Source organism: Pseudozobellia sp. WGM2, from assembly GCF_017810075.1.
In the GTDB taxonomy this organism is placed as follows: domain Bacteria; phylum Bacteroidota; class Bacteroidia; order Flavobacteriales; family Flavobacteriaceae; genus JADNYK01.
Map to the genome: position 1 here is coordinate 510,136 of NZ_JADNYK010000003.1, position 20,200 is coordinate 530,335.

Annotated in this window: 19 protein-coding genes; 17 read left to right on the forward strand and 2 right to left on the reverse strand. The window is 40.9% G+C overall.

The window, feature by feature from the left end:
- Window positions 1-61: 61 nt before the first annotated feature.
- The 3 genes from metG (at window position 62) to IV512_RS09060 (ending at window position 4,860) form a co-directional block, all read left to right on the forward strand.
- On the forward strand, window positions 62-2,140 hold the full coding sequence (gene metG, locus IV512_RS09050) for a methionine--tRNA ligase (RefSeq protein ID WP_209402567.1): 2,079 nt from the start codon (window positions 62-64) through the stop codon (window positions 2,138-2,140).
- A gap of 148 nt (window positions 2,141-2,288) precedes the next feature.
- Complete coding sequence (locus IV512_RS09055; protein ID WP_209402569.1) at window positions 2,289-2,612, forward strand: GIY-YIG nuclease family protein; 324 nt, start codon at window positions 2,289-2,291, stop codon at window positions 2,610-2,612.
- A gap of 115 nt (window positions 2,613-2,727) precedes the next feature.
- The gene (locus IV512_RS09060) at window positions 2,728-4,860 is read left to right on the forward strand and encodes a Tex family protein (RefSeq protein ID WP_209402571.1); all 2,133 of its coding nucleotides are present in this window, start codon (window positions 2,728-2,730) and stop codon (window positions 4,858-4,860) included.
- An 11-nt stretch (window positions 4,861-4,871) separates the two neighbouring features.
- Here the strand turns inward: IV512_RS09060 and IV512_RS09065 are convergent, their stop codons facing one another.
- Window positions 4,872-5,483: an HPP family protein gene (locus IV512_RS09065; RefSeq protein WP_209402573.1), complete on the reverse strand. Its 612-nt coding sequence runs from the start codon at window positions 5,481-5,483 to the stop codon at window positions 4,872-4,874.
- Between the two features lie 164 nt (window positions 5,484-5,647).
- On the opposite strand from IV512_RS09065, the gene IV512_RS09070 reads away from it, so the two are divergent.
- The 4 genes from IV512_RS09070 (at window position 5,648) to IV512_RS09085 (ending at window position 9,546) form a co-directional block, all read left to right on the forward strand.
- Window positions 5,648-6,550: a histone deacetylase gene (locus IV512_RS09070; protein WP_209402576.1), complete on the forward strand. Its 903-nt coding sequence runs from the start codon at window positions 5,648-5,650 to the stop codon at window positions 6,548-6,550.
- Between the two features lie 120 nt (window positions 6,551-6,670).
- Window positions 6,671-7,504, forward strand: a complete 834-nt coding sequence (locus IV512_RS09075) for a phosphatase PAP2 family protein (protein ID WP_209402578.1) — start codon at window positions 6,671-6,673, stop codon at window positions 7,502-7,504.
- A gap of 66 nt (window positions 7,505-7,570) precedes the next feature.
- Window positions 7,571-8,860, forward strand: a complete 1,290-nt coding sequence (locus IV512_RS09080) for a serine hydrolase (RefSeq protein WP_209402580.1) — start codon at window positions 7,571-7,573, stop codon at window positions 8,858-8,860.
- A gap of 74 nt (window positions 8,861-8,934) precedes the next feature.
- The gene (locus IV512_RS09085) at window positions 8,935-9,546 is read left to right on the forward strand and encodes a hypothetical protein (RefSeq protein WP_209402582.1); all 612 of its coding nucleotides are present in this window, start codon (window positions 8,935-8,937) and stop codon (window positions 9,544-9,546) included.
- Window positions 9,547-9,590: 44 nt separating this feature from the next.
- Here the strand turns inward: IV512_RS09085 and IV512_RS09090 are convergent, their stop codons facing one another.
- On the reverse strand, window positions 9,591-10,841 hold the full coding sequence (locus IV512_RS09090; protein ID WP_209402584.1) for an NAD(P)/FAD-dependent oxidoreductase: 1,251 nt from the start codon (window positions 10,839-10,841) through the stop codon (window positions 9,591-9,593).
- Window positions 10,842-11,029: 188 nt separating this feature from the next.
- On the opposite strand from IV512_RS09090, the gene hutH reads away from it, so the two are divergent.
- From hutH to IV512_RS09140, 10 genes are all read left to right on the forward strand, one after another.
- Window positions 11,030-12,562: a histidine ammonia-lyase gene (gene hutH / locus IV512_RS09095; RefSeq protein WP_209402586.1), complete on the forward strand. Its 1,533-nt coding sequence runs from the start codon at window positions 11,030-11,032 to the stop codon at window positions 12,560-12,562.
- A gap of 104 nt (window positions 12,563-12,666) precedes the next feature.
- The gene (locus IV512_RS09100) at window positions 12,667-13,797 is read left to right on the forward strand and encodes a WG repeat-containing protein (protein WP_209402588.1); all 1,131 of its coding nucleotides are present in this window, start codon (window positions 12,667-12,669) and stop codon (window positions 13,795-13,797) included.
- Window positions 13,798-13,837: 40 nt separating this feature from the next.
- Window positions 13,838-14,584, forward strand: coding sequence for a 3-oxoacyl-ACP reductase FabG (fabG, locus tag IV512_RS09105; RefSeq protein WP_209402590.1), 747 nt, complete (start codon window positions 13,838-13,840; stop codon window positions 14,582-14,584).
- Between the two features lie 149 nt (window positions 14,585-14,733).
- The gene (locus IV512_RS09110) at window positions 14,734-15,960 is read left to right on the forward strand and encodes a beta-ketoacyl synthase (protein WP_209402592.1); all 1,227 of its coding nucleotides are present in this window, start codon (window positions 14,734-14,736) and stop codon (window positions 15,958-15,960) included.
- Between the two features lie 2 nt (window positions 15,961-15,962).
- On the forward strand, window positions 15,963-16,205 hold the full coding sequence (locus tag IV512_RS09115; RefSeq protein ID WP_100872310.1) for an acyl carrier protein: 243 nt from the start codon (window positions 15,963-15,965) through the stop codon (window positions 16,203-16,205).
- A 136-nt stretch (window positions 16,206-16,341) separates the two neighbouring features.
- Window positions 16,342-17,223, forward strand: coding sequence for a lipid A biosynthesis acyltransferase (locus IV512_RS09120; RefSeq protein WP_209402595.1), 882 nt, complete (start codon window positions 16,342-16,344; stop codon window positions 17,221-17,223).
- Entirely contained in the window at window positions 17,223-18,149 is a 927-nt protein-coding gene (locus IV512_RS09125) for a dialkylrecorsinol condensing enzyme DarA (RefSeq protein WP_209402597.1), read from the forward strand. Before IV512_RS09120 ends, IV512_RS09125 begins: the two co-directional genes overlap by 1 nt.
- Window positions 18,149-19,282: a beta-ketoacyl-ACP synthase III gene (locus tag IV512_RS09130; RefSeq protein ID WP_209402599.1), complete on the forward strand. Its 1,134-nt coding sequence runs from the start codon at window positions 18,149-18,151 to the stop codon at window positions 19,280-19,282. The genes IV512_RS09125 and IV512_RS09130 overlap by 1 nt, the downstream gene beginning before the upstream one ends.
- Window positions 19,282-19,719: a hypothetical protein gene (locus IV512_RS09135; RefSeq protein ID WP_209402601.1), complete on the forward strand. Its 438-nt coding sequence runs from the start codon at window positions 19,282-19,284 to the stop codon at window positions 19,717-19,719. The genes IV512_RS09130 and IV512_RS09135 overlap by 1 nt, the downstream gene beginning before the upstream one ends.
- Before the next feature lie 3 nt (window positions 19,720-19,722).
- Window positions 19,723-20,181 (forward strand): ABC transporter permease, encoded by a 459-nt coding sequence (locus IV512_RS09140; RefSeq protein WP_209402603.1) that lies wholly within the window; start codon window positions 19,723-19,725, stop codon window positions 20,179-20,181.
- Window positions 20,182-20,200 lie beyond the last annotated feature (19 nt).

The window sequence follows — 20,200 nt, forward strand, 5'->3', positions numbered from 1 at the left end:
TTTAAGTTTCCTTGGTGCTCTGCCTCTAAAAACACTATTTTTGTGCCCAAATTGAAATTTGATGGCCGAGACTCTAAACAATCCTTCACGTTATACTATTACCGCTGCATTGCCTTATACCAACGGACCCATACATATAGGCCACTTGGCAGGTGTTTACGTGCCAGCGGATATTTACGCTCGATACCTAAGATTGACCGGAAAAGATGTGGCCTTTGTTTGTGGAAGTGACGAGCATGGGGTCGCTATATCTATGAAGGCCAAAAAGGAGGGTGTAACTCCCCAAGAAATTATAGATAAGTATCACACCATCATAAAAAAATCGTTTCAAGACTTCGGAATTACTTTCGATAATTATTCGAGAACCTCTGCGGAAGTCCACCATGAAACAGCTTCCGATTTTTTCAAAAAATTATATGAGCAAGGTGACTTCATTGAAGAGACTACTGCTCAATTATATGACGAGGAAGCCAAACAGTTTTTGGCCGACCGTTTTGTTATCGGCACATGTCCAAAATGTGGCCATGAGGAAGCCTACGGTGATCAATGTGAAAATTGCGGTTCTTCCTTGAACGCAACGGATTTGATCAATCCAAAATCGACCATTACCGGAAGTACGCCTACCACCAAGGAAACCAAACATTGGTTTTTACCCCTGGACAGGTACGAAGGCTTTTTAAGGGAATGGATTCTAGAAGGTCATAAAAACGACTGGAAGCCCAATGTTTATGGACAATGCAAGAGCTGGATAGATGGCGGACTAGAGCCTAGGGCCGTTACCAGAGATTTAGATTGGGGTATTCCCGTACCTGTGGAAGGCGGTGAAGGCAAAGTTCTTTATGTTTGGTTCGATGCTCCTATCGGCTATATTTCTTCTACTAAAGAATGGGCAAAAAGAGAAGGCAAAGATTGGGAATCCTACTGGAAAGACGAAAATACCAAATTGGTACATTTCATAGGTAAGGACAATATTGTTTTTCACTGCATCATTTTCCCCGCCATTCTAAAATCGCATGGAGGCTATATTCTACCTGAAAACGTTCCGGCCAACGAATTTTTAAACTTGGAAGGAAACAAACTTTCCACCTCCAAAAACTGGGCAGTTTGGTTGCACGAGTATTTAGAGGAATTCCCTGATATGCAAGATGTGTTGCGATATACGCTAACGGCCAACGCCCCTGAAACAAAGGATAATGATTTTACGTGGAAGGACTTTCAGGCCCGTAACAACAATGAACTAGTGGCAATTTTGGGTAATTTCATTAATCGGGTGGTAGTTCTTACCAACAAATATTACGACGGAGTAGTTCCGGAACCTTCCAACTTTACGGATGTGGACCAGGAAACTTTGGATGCCCTTAAAAAATACCCGGAAGTAATTTCCAGTTCTTTGGAAAGATACCGTTTTAGGGAAGCCGCCCAAGAGTTTATGAACCTAGCCCGTTTAGGAAATAAATACCTAGCGGACGAAGAACCTTGGAAAGTTGTTAAACAAGATGAGCAAAGGGTAAAAACAATCATGTTCGTGGCGCTGCAAATAGCTACGGGGCTTGCGGTTTTGGGCGAGCCATTTTTACCGTTTACTTCTTCAAAATTAAAAGAGATATTGGCTGTCCGGTCGAGCGCAGTCGAGACCTCATGGAACGATGTTTCAGAAAAAGAAACCCTATTGGAGGCCGATCATAAAATAAATCAATCACAGCTATTGTTTCGAAAAATAGAGGACAGCGAAATTCAAACGCAATTGGACAAATTGGAAGCTACCAAGAAAGCGAACGAAAACGAAAATAAGGCCGTAACACCCCAAAAAGACACCATCACCTTTGATGATTTCACCAAATTGGATATGCGAGTAGGTACCATCATTGAAGCCGAAAAAATGCCCAAGACCAAAAAATTATTGGTGTTAAAGGTAGATACGGGCATTGATACCAGAACCATTGTTTCCGGTATTGCCGAAAGTTTTAAACCTGAAGAGATTATCGGTAAAAAAGTAACCGTTTTGGTCAATTTGGCCCCAAGACCTTTACGTGGCGTTGAAAGTCAAGGCATGATATTAATGACCGAAAGCAAAGAGGGTAAATTGGTATTTGTTAACCCCGATGAGGAAGGTGTTGATAATGGTGAAGGGATAAGTTGATCTCCCCAGTTAAGTGTCAGGTCGAGCGTAGTGTAGAGCCTAAGAGTGGGAATTAGCCATCTTTCTAGTCCATTTTGAACAAATAGGTCTCGACTGCGCTCGACCAGACAAATTCGACGGACTCCATCTAATTGCTAATTTTGTATATATGAAGTTATACTATGTATACATACTAATTTGTTCCGACGGTTTAACTTATACAGGTTTTACAAATAATATTTCTAGAAGATTCGAAGAGCATCAAATCGGACATAATAAAACTTGCTTCACGTATGAAAGAAGACCGGTGAAGTTAATTTTTAATCAAGAATTTAATGATGTAAATCAGGCCATTTTCTTTGAGAAAAAAATTAAAAGATGGAGCAGCAAGAAAAAATTAGCTCTTGCCAATGGTGATTTTGATTTGTTACAAATATTATCGGAATGCAGAAATGCTACACATTCAAATTTCAAGCCTTCTAAAGAGGAATAAAATTACATTAGTGTCAGGTCGAGCGCAGTCGAGACCTAAAATCTCTAAATTTGAAATTTAGCAACCTTGACTTGACTTACTAAAAAATAGTTCAGTCTCAACCATAAGAATTTACATGAACCTCTTAGCCTATCTACTAAAATATACACAACTTCCCGAAAAAGGTATTAAAAACACGGTCACCTTACTAGAAGAAGATTGCACCATCCCCTTTATCGCCCGTTACCGGAAAGAAAAAACCGGTAATTTGGACGAAGTGCAAATCGAACAAATTGTAAAGTTTAAAACCCAGTTTGAAAATCTTGAAAAGCGCAAGGAAACCATTCTAAAGGCCATTGAAGAACAAGATTTCCTTACCGACGAGCTCAAAAACAAGATTAACCAAACGGAAGATTTGGTGAGCCTGGAAGACCTTTACCTACCTTTCAAAAAGAAACGAAAAACAAAGGCCGAAACGGCTCGGAAAAACGGTTTGGAGCCCTTGGCCAAAATCATCATGGCCCAAAACCATGCAGATATTGAATCGGCAGCCCAACAATACACCAATTCTGAAGTACCTGATACGGATGACGCCTTTGAGGGAGCGCGACACATCATCTCCGAATGGCTGAATGAGCGAATCTCCATTAGAAACCTCATCCGCTCGCAACTGGAAAGGTCTGCCATGCTGACAACAAAGGTGGTTTCTACCAAAAAAGAGGAAGAGGCGGCCCAAAAGTTCAGGGATTATTTTGATTGGAGCGAATCGCTCAACCGTTGCCCTTCGCATCGGTTATTGGCCATTCTTAGAGCTGAAAACGAAGGCTTTATAAGAGTGAAATTAGAATTGGATACTGATTTTATCCTTTCTAAAATCGAACAACGTACCATTAAATCGAACAATTCGTGTACGCCACAAATTCAAATAGCAATAGAAGATACTTACAAAAGGTTATTGTTTCCCTCTTTATCCAACGAACTTTTAAAAAAGGCGAAAGAAGAAGCCGATGATGATGCCATTAAAGTATTCGCCAAGAACTTACAGCAATTACTATTGGGTTCCCCGGTAGGTGAAAAACGAATTCTGGCCATTGACCCAGGTTTTAGAACTGGCTGTAAGGTGGTCTGTTTGAGTGCCACCGGAGATTTGGAGCACAATGAAACCATTTTTCCACATGCACCACAAAATGATACCAAAGGCGCCCTAAAAAAATTAAGTACGCTGGCAGACGCCTATAAAATTGAGGCTATTGCTATTGGTAACGGTACAGCATCTCGCGAAACGGAACGCCTTGTAAAACGGGTACACTTTAAAAATTCGGTAGAAGTCTATGTCGTTAGTGAGGCCGGAGCCTCTATTTATTCAGCTTCCAAAATTGCCCGGGAAGAGTTTCCCACTTACGATGTTACCGTTCGTGGTGCGGTTTCTATCGGCAGGCGATTGGCGGATCCTTTGGCGGAGCTGGTAAAAATAGACCCTAAATCCATAGGGGTGGGACAATACCAACACGATGTGGACCAAGGTAAATTACAGACTTCATTGGACAGAACCGTGGAAAGTTGTGTGAACTCCGTTGGTGTAAATATCAATACGGCCAGTGTTCCACTTTTAAGTTATGTTTCAGGAATTGGCCCCAAGCTGGCTGAAAATATTGTGGCACACCGAAACGAAAACGGTTCTTTTGGTAAGCGCTCCGATATTAAAAAAGTGGCTAGGTTGGGGGAAAAGGCCTTTGAACAGGGTGCCGCTTTTCTCCGGATCAAAAATGCTAAAAATCCTTTAGATGACTCTGCCGTTCACCCAGAAAGCTATGGTATTGTAGAGCAGATGGCCAAGGACCAAAAAATGTCCTTATCCGAAATCATCGGAAACAAAGAAATTTTAAAAAATATTCAGCTCAAGAACTACTGTACAGATGAAATTGGACTACCCACCCTGCAGGATATTGTAAAGGAACTGGAAAAACCGGGATTGGACCAAAGGGAAAAAGCCAAGGTATTCACTTTTGACCAAAACATCAGGTCTATCGACGACCTGCGAGAAGGCCAATTGTTGCCGGGCATTGTGAACAACATTACCAATTTTGGCTGTTTTGTAGATATCGGTATCAAAGAAAGTGGATTAATACATGTTTCCAACCTAGCCGATGCCTTTGTAAAAGACGTGAACGAACATGTTCATCTACATCAGCAAATTATCGTGAAAGTGCTGCAGGTGGATATTCCCAGAAAACGAATTCAATTAAAGTTGCACAAAGGCGATCTTTAAACTCCTATTTCTTACCTGTAATTTCTGGCGATCTTACCTTTTACATATTTGGTCAGTCTGCTATTGGTGGGATACCTCCGATTACGGGTCATATTGTTAAAAACCAAACCTGTTACGAATAGAATCAAGGTACCCGTCAAAACTGGGGAAAGAATATAAAAAAAGCCTAGCGACTTAATGTTCTCTGTACCAATAACCGCTATCAAGGCACTTGCTCCACCAGGAGGATGCAAAGTTTTCGTGACCTGCATGACCACTATGGAAGTTGCTACGGCCATTGGGGCTGCTACCCAAATAAGGTCGGGCACCAATTTATAGACCGTAACGCCAATGATGGCCGAAATGACCTGACCTCCAATCAAATTTCGAGGTTGTGCCAATGGACTTTGAACTGCCCCATAAATAAGAACGCTAGAAGCACCAAAAGAACCTATTAAAAGTACATTTTCAAGGTCGGGCAAATAATGCGATTGTATAAACGCAATAAGACCTATACCCACAAAAGCACCGAGAAAAGACCAAAATTGCTCTTTAAAGTCAATAAGGGTCTCTTTGTACAGAATATATCTGGAAATTCGAGCTTTTCGGTTAATTGATTTCCCTAATCGATTGGTTGATTTCATAAACTAACAGTACTGAGTGTTTATTGGTCGCTTATTAAGCCGTAAAATCAATGCAAAGATAAAGGAATCTGCAGAAAAACATATTAAATCTATCTATTTAGTAGATTTTTAAGATTTTTCTGTTGAAAATGAATAACCAAAGGGCTAGATCGTATCTTTAGCACATGTTGAAAATTGCCTATCACCCTATATACAACCACCCATTACCGGAAGGTCACCGCTTTCCCATGATTAAGTATGAATTGCTGCCTAAGCAACTGTTGCATGAAGGCACTTGCACCCAAGAAAATTTCTTTGAACCGGAAATACCTAACGATAAATATATTGTAGCCGTTCACGACCCCGAATATTTCTATGACCTGTTGAACATAAAAATTTCGACACGAGAGGCTCGGAAAATAGGCTTCCCGCTAAATGAAGTACTTGTTGAGCGGGAACGTATAATTGCAGATGGCACGATGAAAGCTTGTGAATTTGCAATACAAAATGGCGTAGCCATGAACATAGCCGGCGGCACCCATCACGCATACACTGGCCACGGAGAAGCCTTTTGCATGCTGAACGACCAAGCCATTGGTGCTCGTTATCTTCAGGCACAAAACTTGGCCAAAAAAATACTCATAATCGACCTCGATGTTCACCAAGGCAATGGCACGACGGAAATTTTTCAAAACGACGATTCCGTGTTCACCTTCTCCATGCACGGGGAAGGCAATTACCCTTTTAAAAAGGAACAATCCGATCTGGATATCGCACTAAAAAAAGGAACTGGTGATGAGGAATACCTCAACATCCTCAAGAGAACATTACCACAGTTAATAGATACGGTACAACCTGATTTCATCTTTTATTTGAGTGGTGTAGATGTAATCGATAGCGATAAATTGGGCACCCTATCCCTAACATTAAACGGGGCAAAAAAAAGAGACGAAATTGTATTGAACACTTGTTACAAGCTTCGAATTCCGGTGCAGTGCAGTATGGGTGGCGGCTATTCCCCCGACATAAAAACCATAGTCGAGGCACACGCAAACACCTATCGGCTGGCGCAAGATATTTTCTTTTAAAAAACCTGTCAATAATTTTCTCTCAACATCTAAGGCCTGTAGTATCAATAAACTAAATGAGTTATTTTTATTGTGAACCCATTCTTTTTGAGCAAAATAAATGCATTATTTTTGCCCACTATGAAGAAGATACTGCTTTTATCCCTCCTGATTACCGCCCAAACAACATTTGCTCAAGACTCAATAAACGTGCCCAGCGATACCCGTTGGGACATGCTCAAATATGATTTTGTGAATATGTTCAAAGGCGTGGGGTATTCCTATGCACGACCATTCAAATGGCAGGGGAAACAATGGGCACAATTTGGTGGTGTAGTAGCCGGTACCGGAGCCGTTTATCTTTTAGATGATGATACCTCACGATTCATTAGGGCACAGCAAGAAAGTGTACCCCAGTTTATTCGATCGTATGGTGAAATTTATGGCAGCCCCGAAAACAATTACCTTATTACTTCAGGTGTTTACCTAACGGGATTAATTACCAAGAATGAAAAGTTGAGGCGAACAGGCGTACTTCTTATCTCTTCGGCCACATCGGCCGGTTTGCTTCAACAAGTTCTAAAATCTGCGGTCGGCCGTGCCCGTCCTATAGCTAGATTGGGCAAGGATACTTTCGATCCTTTTAATTCGAGTCGAAACTTTCATTCATTTCCTTCTGGTCATGCCCTTTTGGCCTTCACAAATGCCTACGCTATCGGAAAACAATTTAAAAGTCCGTGGGCAAAGGCAGGAATTTATACTGTTGGAGCTATTCCCGGTTTATCTAGAATTTGGGACGGACAACATTGGCTGAGCGATTTTGTATTTGCGATTGCCATTAGTGTCGCAACCGTCGAGTCGATTGACCGTTATCTTGATAGAAAATACAACGAAAAGTACAACAATCAAGATAAGCGAATGAGCTGGAACTTAAACTTTGGGCCTGGTACATTGGGGGTAACTTTGAATTTTTAGCCTTTCGAATAGATTTAGCTACCTGATTTTCAAAAATTACATACCTTTTAGGTCTAATTCTTTGAAATGAAAAAACCAACTACCCTTCTTCTACTTTTTTTCTATCTAATTTCATTTGCTCAAACCCCTTCATCGCAGAAATCACCCCCATTGGAGGTTTCAGAAGCTTCTGAAGTCGGCATGTCACAAGCTAGACTTGACAAAATAGGTATAATGCTAGAAAATGCGGTGACGGAGAAACAAATTCCCGGTGTGGTAGCCTTAATTGCCAAAGATGGCAAAATAGTATTTCATGAAGCCTTCGGCATGGCCGACAACAAGTCTAAAACGGCGATGGAAAAAAACACCATTTTTCGTATCGCCTCGCAGACCAAGGCTATTACTTCTACAGCGGTCATGATGCTTTGGGAAGAAGGTAAGTTCAAACTCGACGACCCAATTTCAAAATATATTCCGGAATTTAAAGATCCGCAAATTTTGGATTCCTACAGTATTCTTAACGATACTTACACCACGCGACCTGCAAAGAACGAAATTACCATTCGCCATCTTTTGACCCATACCTCGGGTCTAGGATATGGTGTTATCGATGGTGATGAGCGTTTTAAAAAAATTTATAAGAAGGCTGGTATTACCGATCTTTTCACCACAAAAGATATTTCAATAGAAAGTAGTGTTAAAAAACTAGCGAAATTACCATTGCACCACAACCCAGGTGATGCCTATGTTTATAGCGAAGGATTGGATGTGCTGGGATACTTTATAGAAGTGGTATCCGGTATGCCGTTCGATAAATTTTTAAGAACCCGAATATTTGACCCCTTGGGTATGGATGACACTTGGTTCTACCTTCCGAAAGAAAAACAAGATAGACTGGTGAGCGTACAGCAAATAACCGATGGAAAATGGAACCAATATCCAGTCACATTCTACGATACCGATTACCCAAAAAAAGGAGCAAAAAGGTTTTTCTCGGGCGGTGCAGGACTTTCGAGCACGGCTAAGGACTACGCTACGTTTTTACAGATGTACTTGAACAACGGAGAACTCAACGGAACCCGAATTCTAAGTAGAACCACGATTGAAAGTATTATGAAAAATCAGACCTTAGACTTGTTCGGAGACCCGAATAGAGATTACGGTCTGGCTTTCGGCCTTGTCAATGCTACAGGAGTGGCTACCGCAGGTTGGGGCAGCAAAGGCACATTTGATTGGGGAGGCTATTTCAACACACAATATTTCGCCGACCCTGAAGAACAAGTTATCGGAATTTTAATGAAGCAAACGCAAGGTGAAGTTACCGATGAAACCCGATGGAAATTTCGACAGATGGTTTTTGCAGCAATTGACGATTAACCACTAAAACTTATTTACTGTTAACCTATAGGTATTATATCACATTAACTATAAACACTTAACACCATTGAACAATGAAAAAATTTATTTTGTTAATTACCCTTTGTGTCTGTACCGGTGTATCGGCTCAAAAAATGAAAATTCAAGAAGGTGATTTTGATTTCTTACCTGGCCAGAGCGAAATTAATGTCGAATTTATTTACGACAACATGAAGTTGCTCAAGAAAAACCTGCCCCAAGACCAATACATAAAAGAGCGCTCGGCAGAACTTGAAGAAAAATCACCCGGCAATGGTGAGGCTTGGCAGAAAAAGTGGGCCGCTGCGCCTGAACTTATCTGGCAACCTAAGTTTTTAGAACTCATGAACAGATATTTTTTTGATGAGCATGGAATAGCATTTAAAGAAAACCTATCGGAAGCCAAATACACCTTACTGGTAGAGACGGTATGGGTTTATCCGGGTTGGGATGCCGGTGTTATGAAACAACCTGCGAAAGTTACGACCAATTTAAAGTTCGTAGAAACTGCCAACAAAGACAATGTTTTAGCTGAAGTTACCAGTGAGAACGCACCTGGCGATCAATGGGGAAGCAATTTCAGTAACGAAGACCGCTTAGGCGAAGGTTATGCAAAGACCGGTAAATCTTTTGCAAGACTCATACTAAAGAAGACCAAAGCGTTTTAGGTTGTTGGGGTCTTGAAAACACCTGAACACCATTATAGAATTGCTCAGTTTTCTTGGCCCTTAGTTTCCTTTTCCATTTCAGCAATGCGGGCCACGGTTTTAACCAAACGATGATGATTTTTAACGAACGGGTTGGTACGATCCCAAACATAACCGGCCAATACTGCACATATCTGGGCCTTGATAACGGGGTTGTCGTTGCTATCGAAGAATATGGTCTGCAGATTACCCGTGTACCATTCTTTCACATAAGTGGCAAATACCTCGACCCCTTCCTTCATATAGTCGGAATAGTCTTTTTCCCAATTGACTTGTTCGCCCCTTAACTGCTTTGCTATAAGTTTTGCGGCACATAAAGATGATTCGGTAGCGAAGGTTACCCCAGAGGAGAACACAGGATCAAGAAATTCGGCACTATTACCGGTCAAAACATAACCCTCGCCATAAAGTTGTTTTACCGATTTGGCGATATTCTTTATTATTCTTGGCTCGAACTCATAATTTAGGCCTTCAAATCGGTCGTAATAATAATCCGATAGCTTCATCATTTCTTGAAGCTTTTCGGTATGATCTCCCTCAAATGATTCGAGATATTCTGTTGGGCCTACATAACCGAGGCTGGTTAAACCATTTGAAAATGGTATTACCCAAAGCCAGGTGTCAAGACTTACAATATCAAAGGTAATTATAGTACCTTCTCTACCTTCAGGTCTATTCACATCTTTTACATGAGTGAAAATCGATGAGTGCTTACCAATTTCAGATGGTTTTTCTAAATCGAGCAAACGCGGCAAGACTCTTCCGTGACCACTTGAATCGACAATAAATTTGGCCTCTATGGCCGACAGGCTTCCGTCAATATCTTTTATGGTTGTTATGGAGTCGCTTCCTTTAAAATCTACACCTACAACTTCTTGCTCAAAAGCAATATCAACGCCCCAATCAATTAAGGTATCTGTCAATGTTTTATCAAAATCGGCCCGAGGCACTTGCCATGTCCAATCCCAACCATCAGTATATTTTTTACTGAAGTCGAAATTACAGATTCTGTCACCACGCATAAAACGGGCCCCACCCTTAACCTCGAAATTCTTTTCCTTAAGGGCCTCTAACAATCCTACTTCTTCAAAATGATCCATGCAACGCGGCAACAAACTTTCCCCAATTACAAAACGGGGAAATTTACTTTTCTCAACTACCTTTACTTTAAGACCTTGCTTGTGAAGATAAGCTGCTGATACCGCTCCGGAGGGTCCGGCGCCAATGATAAGGACATCAACACTTTCATTTTGCATAAATAATTATTTTTTGGTCGGATTTATAAAAACTTCCAAAGGCAATTCGACACTTAAGAAAGCCTATTCGCTCGAAATCCGAAGTAAAAATACGATATTCCTGTACTTTTTATTATTAATTTACATTTTGAATTGGTTATTTTAGCCCTCCCTAATAACTGAAAAATTAAGCGAAGACCAACCGAAAAATGCCAGAAATAAAAGGAAAGTTAGGAATTGAAGAGTTCTACAGTGTTATTTTCGATAATGAATCTCTTTCGGTTGACCAAGAGGTGATTAAAACGGCACAAGACAGCCATGATTTCTTAAAAGAGTTCTCGAAAAATAAGGTGATTTATGGTGTAAATACGGGGTTTGGCCCAATGGCACAGTATAAAATCAAAGATTCGGAGACTTTACAGTTGCAATACAATCTTATTCGTAGCCATGCCTCTGGAACGGGCAATCCCATACCTGAAAAACATGTTCGAGCGGCTATGTTGGCCCGATTGAACACCCTTAGTTTAGGAAACTCAGGAGTACATGTTTCGGTTATAGAAACCATGACATCTCTAATAAATAAAAATATCACTCCGTTGATATATGAGCATGGTGGGGTCGGGGCCAGCGGCGACTTAGTACAGTTGGCACACTTGGCCCTCGTACTCATCGGCGAAGGCGAGGTATTTTACAAAGGCGAAAGAAGGCCTACCGCAGAGGTTTTTGAACAAGAAGGGGTCAAACCCATCAAAGTAGAACTTCGTGAAGGTTTAGGCCTCATCAACGGCACCTCTGTAATGACCGGTATCGGTGTAGTAAATACCATCTATACAAGACGGTTGTTAGAATGGATGATCGCTTGTTCTTCGGCCATTAACGAAATCATGCAGGCCTATGACGACCATTTGTCAGAAGAATTGAACTTCACCAAAATGCATAAAGGCCAACGCGAAATCGCAAGGTCGATGCGTAGTCATTTAAAAGACAGTACGCTGACCCGAAAGCGAGAACATCATTTGTATACCGATACGAATGGTGATGTATCGGTCTTTGAAGAAAAGGTACAAGAGTATTATTCTATTCGTTGTGTTCCCCAAATTTTAGGGCCGGTGCTAGATACCTTGAACAACGTTGAACGTATTTTAATCGAAGAGGTCAATTCGGCCAATGACAACCCTATAGTCGATGTTGCTAGAAAGAATGTGTATCATGGTGGTAACTTTCATGGCGATTACGTCTCTTTGGAAATGGACAAGCTCAAAATAGTGGTCACCAAAATGAGCATGTTGGCAGAACGCCAATTGAACTATCTGATGAACTCTAAGCTGAACGATGTTCTACCTCCATTTGTTAATTTAGGCACTCTAGGGCTCAATTTCGGAATGCAAGGTGTTCAATTTACGGCAACATCGACTACCGCTGAAAATCAAATGCTTTCGAACCCTATGTACGTGCATAGTATACCTAATAATAACGACAATCAAGATATTGTGAGTATGGGCACCAATGCCGCCTTGATTACGAAAAAAGTAATCGAAAATGCTTTTGAAGTTATCGCCATAGAAATGATTACTGTCGTACAGGCCATTGAATATCTTGACGCAAAGGATAAGGTATCGACCAAGACCAAAAAGATGTACGATGCCGTTAGAAAAATAGTACCCCCGTTCAAAGAAGATACAATTATGTATCCGTATGTTAACCAAGTGAAAGATTTCATCACTAATCATAAGAACAAATAGAAAAGGGGGCCAAACAGGGCATTCAGCGAATAATGTTATTGGTTTTTTCAATTCTATTTCAGACGTTTTAAGAAGAAACAAGTAGTAATTTAAATTTTATCGCCATGAAAATAAAAGCCTTTTTAGTTTTAGTATTGGCCATCAACACTGTGGCCCTTTATGCTCAAGAACTATCTCTTGTTAGAGAAGATGGTATGTTCGGTTACATTGATAAATCGGGCAAATATGTCATTGAACCAAAATTCAAAAATGCCAAAACCTTTTCAAACGGTTTGGCAGCAGCCGAAAAAGATAAGTTGTGGGGTTACATCGATCCGTCGGGCAAATGGGTGATCGAACCGCAATACGACAAAGTAAAATACTTCGAATCTGGTTACGCTTTGGTATTGGAAAACGACAGCTGGAAATATATTGATACCTCAGGTAAACCTTTACAGGTACCATCTGCCGAGAAGTACTATGATTTTGAAGATGGAGTATCTTTATTTCGTGAAGCGGATAAAATCGGACTTTTGGGCACCAGTGGAAAATTGGTTCTTGAACCTACCTATGACGCTATTAAAAAGTTCAGAAACGGTCATGCCAAAGTTAGCAAGGGTGAAAAATGGGGTATGATAGATACTAAAGGCAAGGTTGTTATCCCCGTTGAGTATGAAGAAATCGGCAATGAATTTACTGCTTATGGTGTCGAAGCTAAAAAAGGCGGAGTCTATGGCATCGTTCACAATGGAACGTTCAACCCGGTGGCCGGCGCTGATAAAGTTTGGGGCTTTTATGGTGACTCAGGACTAACCTACGCCAGAAAGGATAAAAAAGTAGGTTTTGTTAACAGTAAGGGCGAATGGGTTATCGAACCAAAATTTGATAAGGCCCGTGGTTTTGCAAACGGTTTGGCACCCGTTGCTGAAAATAAAAACTGGGGTTATATCAATAAAAAAGGTGAAATGGTCATACCTGCGGAGTACCGTGATGCCGAAGTTTTTGCCGAAAATGGTCTTGCCCCTGTAAAGCAAAAGCAATGGGGATTTATTGACTCAAGTGGAAAAGTTGTCATTCCGTTGGAATATGACATCACCGCTGGCTTGGCTTTTTTAGCGGGTAATGATTCCAAAGGATTTATCAATGGTCTAGCACGTGTAAAAACCAAGAAAGGATGGGGCTTTTTAGATAGAGATGGAAAACTGCTCGCAGATAAATGGTTTCAAAATGTTGAGCCCTTTGCCTCTATAAAATAGAATTACCTACACAACGGAAGAGGAAACAGAAACTTAGTGAATGAAAGAGGAAAAGAAAAAATATGCACTCGTAACCGGGGGTTCTCGTGGTATCGGTCGAGCCATTTGCGTACAATTGGCCAAAGACTTGGACTATGACATACTCATCAACTACAACAGTAATTCAAAAGCCGCTGAGGAAACCCTTGCAATGGTAATTGAAGCCGGTGGCAATGGTGAGCTTATCCAGTTTAATGTAATTGATGGCGAGCAAGTAAAATCGAAAATCGAAACTTGGCATGAGAAAAACAAAAATGCGGTTATTGAAGTATTGGTGAACAATGCCGGAATTACCAAAGACGGTTTATTCATGTGGATGTCAAAGGAAGATTGGTCTTCCGTGGTCGATACCAGTCTCAATGGGTTCTATAATGTTACCAATGCCTTAATTCAAAACCTTTTGGTCAACAAATACGGCCGAATCATTAACATGGTCTCGGTTTCAGGTCAAAAGGGTACACCGGGCCAGACGAACTACTCTGCCGCTAAAGGTGCGGTAATCGGCGCCACTAAAGCCCTGGCTCAAGAAGTAGCCAAAAGAAAAGTTACCGTGAATGCTGTGGCACCTGGCTTTATAAAAACGGATATGACCGAAGAACTGAACGAACAAGAGTTGAAAAAAATGATACCTGCCAATAGATTTGGCACGGCAGAAGAAGTGGCACATGCAGTATCCTTTTTGGCTTCCAATAAATCAAGCTATATAACTGGTGAGGTATTGAATATCAACGGCGGCATTTATTCTTAACATTAATATTTAATACCCCTGATGAATATCGGCAACCCTATTGGCATTATTTTATCATAGCTGAAAACAGCAATTTTTATTCTAAAAATCCGTTAGGATCAAGAACTTTATTATATTAGGTAAGCGTACCAAACATCTACAGTGACAGAATGAGGAGAGTAGTTATTACGGGCATGGGCATATATTCATGCATAGGCAAAAACCTAGAAGAAGTAAAACAATCGCTATATGAGGGCAAATCGGGTATTATCTACGACTCGAAACGAGAATCATTCGGCTATCGCTCCCCTATTACCGGCCATGTTGACGAACCCGATTTAAAATCCCTACTCTCTAGAAGACAACGTATCAGCATGGGCCAAGAGGCTCAATTTGCATACATGGCAACCATCGAAGCCCTAAAAAATGCCCAGATTGACGAGAATTTTATGGAAATCAATGAAATCGGCATTCTATACGGTAATGACAGTACGGCCAAGTCTACCGTAGATTCGGTAGATATTATGAGGGAAAAAGGAGACACCACGTTGGTAGGTTCCGGAGCCATATTCAAGGCCATGAACTCTACCGTTACGATGAACCTTTCAACCATATTTAAATTGAAAGGTATAAACCTGACCATTAGTGCAGCCTGCGCTAGTGGCTCACACTCGGTCGGTTTGGCCTATCACCTCATAAAAAGTGGACTTCAAGAATGTATTATCGCCGGGGGGGCACAAGAAATAAATCCCGAGGCAATGGGCAGTTTTGATGGTTTGGGCGTTTTCGCTACCAATACCGACAATCCTGAAAAGGCTTCGAAACCCTTCGACAAAGACCGTAACGGACTAGTACCTAGTGGAGGAGGCGCTACTCTTATTGTTGAAAGTTACGATTCGGCCATAAAGCGAGGAGCACCTATACTTGCTGAATTAGTGGGTTACGGCTTTTCTTCGAATGGCGACCATATCTCTACCCCAAATGTTGATGGACCTTCAAAGGCCATGCAAAGAGCCCTTGATGACGCAAAGATGAATCCGGCAGAGGTCGACTATGTGAATGCACATGCTACCTCAACCCCTGTAGGTGACGCCAATGAGGCCAAAGCTATTTTCGAGGTGTTCGGGGAAACCAACCCATATGTTAGTTCTACAAAATCGATGACGGGCCATGAATGCTGGATGGCTGGGGCAAGCGAACTTGTATATTCGCTAATTATGATGGAAAATTCGTTCATTGCGCCAAATATCAATCTTGAAAATACGGATGAAGATTCTGGGAAATTAAATATTGTTAAGAAAACCTTAAACAAAAAAATTGATGTATTTTTGTCCAATTCATTCGGATTTGGTGGAACAAATTCCGCACTGATTCTTAAAAAAGCCAGTAATAAATGACATTGACCAAAGAAGAAATTGTTGAGAAAATAGACATCTTTCTCATTGATGAATTTGAAGTAGACGAGGATGAGATAAAGCCCGAGGCTAATTTAAAAGAAGCTTTGGATTTAGATAGTCTAGACTTCGTAGACCTAGTGGTCGCAGTTGAAAGTAATTTTGGAGTGAAATTAGTAGGTGAAGACTTTGTAAATGTTCACACCTTACAGAACTTTTACGACTTAATCGAAAGTAAATTAGCATAATCCTATCTACAAAATTTATAGATTCCATTCAGGCGACCTTCGATAGTCTAAATTTTAAATTATACTAATTTTCAACGTATCAAGACTGTCGGCCTACAAACGAACAAGCCAAAACCAATTTAAAGATATCCGTTAAATGGCAGAATGGGAAGGACAATCGAAAGGCAACCTGCTCGGATATAAGATTTTCATCTTTTTATTAAAGAATCTCGGCATCGGTGTAGCCTATTTCGTGCTGCGCTTTGTTTCCTTTTATTATTTTCTCTTTTCCACCAAAAGTTCAAAATGTATTTACCAGTATTTTAGAAAGAGGTTGGGCTATTCAAGGCTGAAAAGCACACTCAGCATCTATAAAAGTTATTTTACCTTAGGCAGAATACTTATCGACCGTGTTGCAATATCTACCGGGCTACGCAATAAATTTACTTATACCCATGACGGTATCGAGCATATTGACAACTTGTTGAAGAAAAACCAGGGAGGCATACTTATCAGCGGGCATGTGGGTAATTTTGAAATTGCACATTACTTTTTAGAGAACAGGTATAGCATTAACAAGATAAGTATGGTCACCACACGAGACGAGCAACAGAGCATACTTGATTATATGGACAGTATTGTGATCAAATCACAACTTGAATTCATTTTAGTGAAAGATGACATGTCCCATATTTTCGAGATTCATAATGCGCTAGACCGAGGTGGTTTAGTGGTCTTCACAGGTGACCGCTACCTGCCCGGCACAAAAACGCTTAAAGGTGAACTTTTGGACAAAGAGGCCCATTTTCCAATGGGACCCTACCAACTGGCTTCACGATTGAATATGCCGGTTCTTTTCGTTTACGTAATGAAAGAAACCAAAAAGCATTACAGTCTCTATGCCCGACAGGCAGAGTTTAAAGCTCGTGATGCTCAAGGCTTGCTCAATGAATATACCCAAAGCATGGAGTGGATTATTAGAAAATATCCACTGCAATGGTTCAATTATTTTGATTTTTGGAAAGACCTGAAGAAATAATGAAAGAAGTACTTATAGTCTATTATTCTCAAACAGGGCAAATTTTTGATATTCTAAGCAATATCGAATCTACTTTAAAGAGCGAGGAAGTAAACATTACCTATTATAAAATTGTGGCAGAACCGGAATATGTTTTTCCGTGGGATGCACAGAAGTTCTATGATATTTTCCCAGAATCTTTTCTAGAGATACCTCATGATTTCCACCCTCCGTCACCGGAAATATTGAACAAAAAATACGACCTGGTTATCTTGGGGTATCAAGTTTGGTATTTGACCCCCTCGAGGCCTATCATCTCCTTTTTAAAATCTCAGGTGGCCCAGCAACTTTTGGGCAACACCCCGGTCGTAACCCTGGTAGCCTGTCGCAATATGTGGATTCAGGCCCAAGAAAAAATGAAAAAACATTTAGCCTCACTCAACGCCAATTTGGTCGGGCATATAGCTTTGGTCGACCGCAATATCAATCACATTAGCGTAATCACCATTCAACATTGGATGCTCAAGGGCAAAAAAGACCGTTTCTTGGGCATTTTTCCTAAACCTGGGGTATCGGAAGAAGAGATCACCGGTTCTTCTAAATTTGGCACACCGATAAGAGAAGCTTTGATAGCCAATGACTTCACCGAGCTCCAAGAAAATTTATTGAAACTTGATGCCGTACTGGTGAACCCATATTTGGTTCGCACCGATGAACGTGGAAACGTACTCTTTTCAAAATGGGCCAACCTCATTATTAAAAAAGGAAAACCGGGAGAACCCAAACGATTAAAATGGATTGGTTTGTTCAAATATTATTTGTTATTTGCTATCTGGGTAATAGCACCTATAGTTTTTGTCGTATTTTTGCTCACTTATTTGCCTATGACCCGAAAGAGGAAGAAAGAAAGAAATTACTATTCCTCTGTTGCATTAAATGAAAGTTAATGAAGGACGTTTACATCACTCGAATATCTAAATACTTACCGAATAGCCCTGTCGACAATGACCAAATGGAAGAAAAATTGGGCGTAATCAACGGTAAAACTTCAAAGGCGCGTCGCATCGTTTTACGCAACAATAAAATCAAGACTAGATATTATGCCATTGATGAAAATGGCCAAACCACTCATAATAATGCCGAACTTGCGGCTGCTGCCGTAGAGGCATTGTGTGATGATAATTTCACCACTAAAGACATCGAACTTTTGTCTTGTGGCACTTCCAGTCCAGATCAGATTTTACCTTCTCATACCAGTATGGTACACGGTTTTTTAAAAAACCGGAATATGGAAATCAACTCAGCCTCGGGTGCTTGCTGCTCGGGTATGAACGCATTAAAATACGGCTATCTTTCTGTAAAGGCAGGCCAGACAAAAAATGCTGCCTGCGCAGGTTCTGAACGTACTTCGGCCTGGATGAAAGACCGGGTTTTTCAAAATGAGGTTGAACATCTGAAAGAATTGGAAGAAAGCCCGATTCTTGCCTTTAACAAAGAATTTCTAAGGTGGATGTTGTCCGATGGGTCGGGAGCAGTCTTATTGGAAAGCGAACCCAAGGGCGAAGTCCCTCTAAAAATTGAATGGATCGACGGGTATTCGTACGCCCACGAAATGGAAACCTGCATGTATGCCGGTGCCGACAAAGAAGAAAACGGATACCTAACCCCGTGGAGTGAATTTCCTGCCGAAGAATGGGGCAAGCGATCCTTGTTCGCTATGAAACAAGACACCAAATTACTGGGCGATAATATTCTCAAAAAGGGTGTCGATAGTCTTAAGATGACCTATAAGAAACACAACATAGGCCCAGACGACATCGATTACTACCTACCTCACATTTCTTCCTATTACTTCAAGCAGGGACTATACGATGAGATGAAGGAACAAGGAGTAGAAATGCCATGGGACAAATGGTTCTTAAATCTTGAGAATGTAGGAAACATTGGGGCGGCTTCAATCTATGTGATGCTTGAAGAGTTAGTAGCTTCCGGTCAACTTAAAAAAGGAGACCGAATATTGTTTCATGTTCCGGAAAGCGCAAGATTCTCTTACATGTATGCTTATTTGACCGTCTGCTAATGACCGAATCGGGAAATTATATCGCAGAAGGAGATTTCCTCCTATCCTTAATTCCCCAGAAAACACCTTTCGTTATGGTCGATAGTTTGGCCGAGTATTCTGAGAAACATATAGTCTCGGCGTACACTGTGAAAAGGGATAACGTTCTCGTGTCGAAGAACCGATTCTCGGCTTCAGGCTTAATAGAGAATATGGCCCAGACCGTTGCTTTACATACGGGATACAAATATTATTTACTTGACCGACCTGCCCCTACCGGTTATATAGGCGCCATAAAAAAGGCCGAAGTTTTCGAGCTTCCAAAGGTTTCTCAAAAACTGACTACTACCGTACATATTCTACATGATATTATGGGAGTAACCCTTGTTCGGGCCGAAGTAACGTCTGAAGGTGTTTTAATCGCTTCAAGTGAAATGAAAACCGCATTGGCCCAATAGCACATGAAAAAGGCACGTTACGATATCAATATCAAGAATTTTCTGCCGCACCGTGCACCCATGTTAATGGCTACGGTTACGCCATACTTAGATGAAGACTCTGTAGTTACCCATTTTGAAATTACCGAAGATTGTATTTTTTTAGATTCAAACGGGCGCCTGGCGGAAGCGGGCCTAATCGAGAATGCCGCACAAGCCAGCACCGCTATAGTAGGGCAAAGCTATTTTGACGACGAAGACCTTGAAGGTTCTGGCAACAAATTGGTAGGTTACATTAGCGCCATTAAAAAATTAGAAATTAAAACCTTGCCAGAGGTCAGTGAACTTTTGGTCACCAAAGCGAAGCTTATTTCAAGATATGATACCGGTACGATGAGTGTTTGCACCATTACTTCTTCCACTTTTAGAAATGACGATTTAATCGTAGATTGTACCTTTAATTTTTTAATACACGAAGTATAGCCTAAAACGACAGTTAGCT

Coding starts and splice junctions, on each gene's coding strand:
- IV512_RS09140 (WP_209402603.1), top strand. CDS start 19,723: ATGAAAAAGGCACGTTACGATATCAATATCAAGAATTTTCTGCCGCAC.
- hutH (WP_209402586.1), top strand. CDS start 11,030: ATGCCAGAAATAAAAGGAAAGTTAGGAATTGAAGAGTTCTACAGTGTT.
- IV512_RS09085 (WP_209402582.1), top strand. CDS start 8,935: ATGAAAAAATTTATTTTGTTAATTACCCTTTGTGTCTGTACCGGTGTA.
- IV512_RS09075 (WP_209402578.1), top strand. CDS start 6,671: ATGAAGAAGATACTGCTTTTATCCCTCCTGATTACCGCCCAAACAACA.
- IV512_RS09125 (WP_209402597.1), top strand. CDS start 17,223: ATGAAAGAAGTACTTATAGTCTATTATTCTCAAACAGGGCAAATTTTT.
- IV512_RS09100 (WP_209402588.1), top strand. CDS start 12,667: ATGAAAATAAAAGCCTTTTTAGTTTTAGTATTGGCCATCAACACTGTG.
- IV512_RS09065 (WP_209402573.1), bottom strand. CDS start 5,483: ATGAAATCAACCAATCGATTAGGGAAATCAATTAACCGAAAAGCTCGA.
- IV512_RS09060 (WP_209402571.1), top strand. CDS start 2,728: ATGAACCTCTTAGCCTATCTACTAAAATATACACAACTTCCCGAAAAA.
- IV512_RS09080 (WP_209402580.1), top strand. CDS start 7,571: ATGAAAAAACCAACTACCCTTCTTCTACTTTTTTTCTATCTAATTTCA.
- IV512_RS09110 (WP_209402592.1), top strand. CDS start 14,734: ATGAGGAGAGTAGTTATTACGGGCATGGGCATATATTCATGCATAGGC.
- IV512_RS09120 (WP_209402595.1), top strand. CDS start 16,342: ATGGCAGAATGGGAAGGACAATCGAAAGGCAACCTGCTCGGATATAAG.
- IV512_RS09070 (WP_209402576.1), top strand. CDS start 5,648: ATGTTGAAAATTGCCTATCACCCTATATACAACCACCCATTACCGGAA.
- IV512_RS09130 (WP_209402599.1), top strand. CDS start 18,149: ATGAAGGACGTTTACATCACTCGAATATCTAAATACTTACCGAATAGC.
- IV512_RS09055 (WP_209402569.1), top strand. CDS start 2,289: ATGAAGTTATACTATGTATACATACTAATTTGTTCCGACGGTTTAACT.
- IV512_RS09090 (WP_209402584.1), bottom strand. CDS start 10,841: ATGCAAAATGAAAGTGTTGATGTCCTTATCATTGGCGCCGGACCCTCC.
- IV512_RS09135 (WP_209402601.1), top strand. CDS start 19,282: ATGACCGAATCGGGAAATTATATCGCAGAAGGAGATTTCCTCCTATCC.
- fabG (WP_209402590.1), top strand. CDS start 13,838: ATGAAAGAGGAAAAGAAAAAATATGCACTCGTAACCGGGGGTTCTCGT.
- metG (WP_209402567.1), top strand. CDS start 62: ATGGCCGAGACTCTAAACAATCCTTCACGTTATACTATTACCGCTGCA.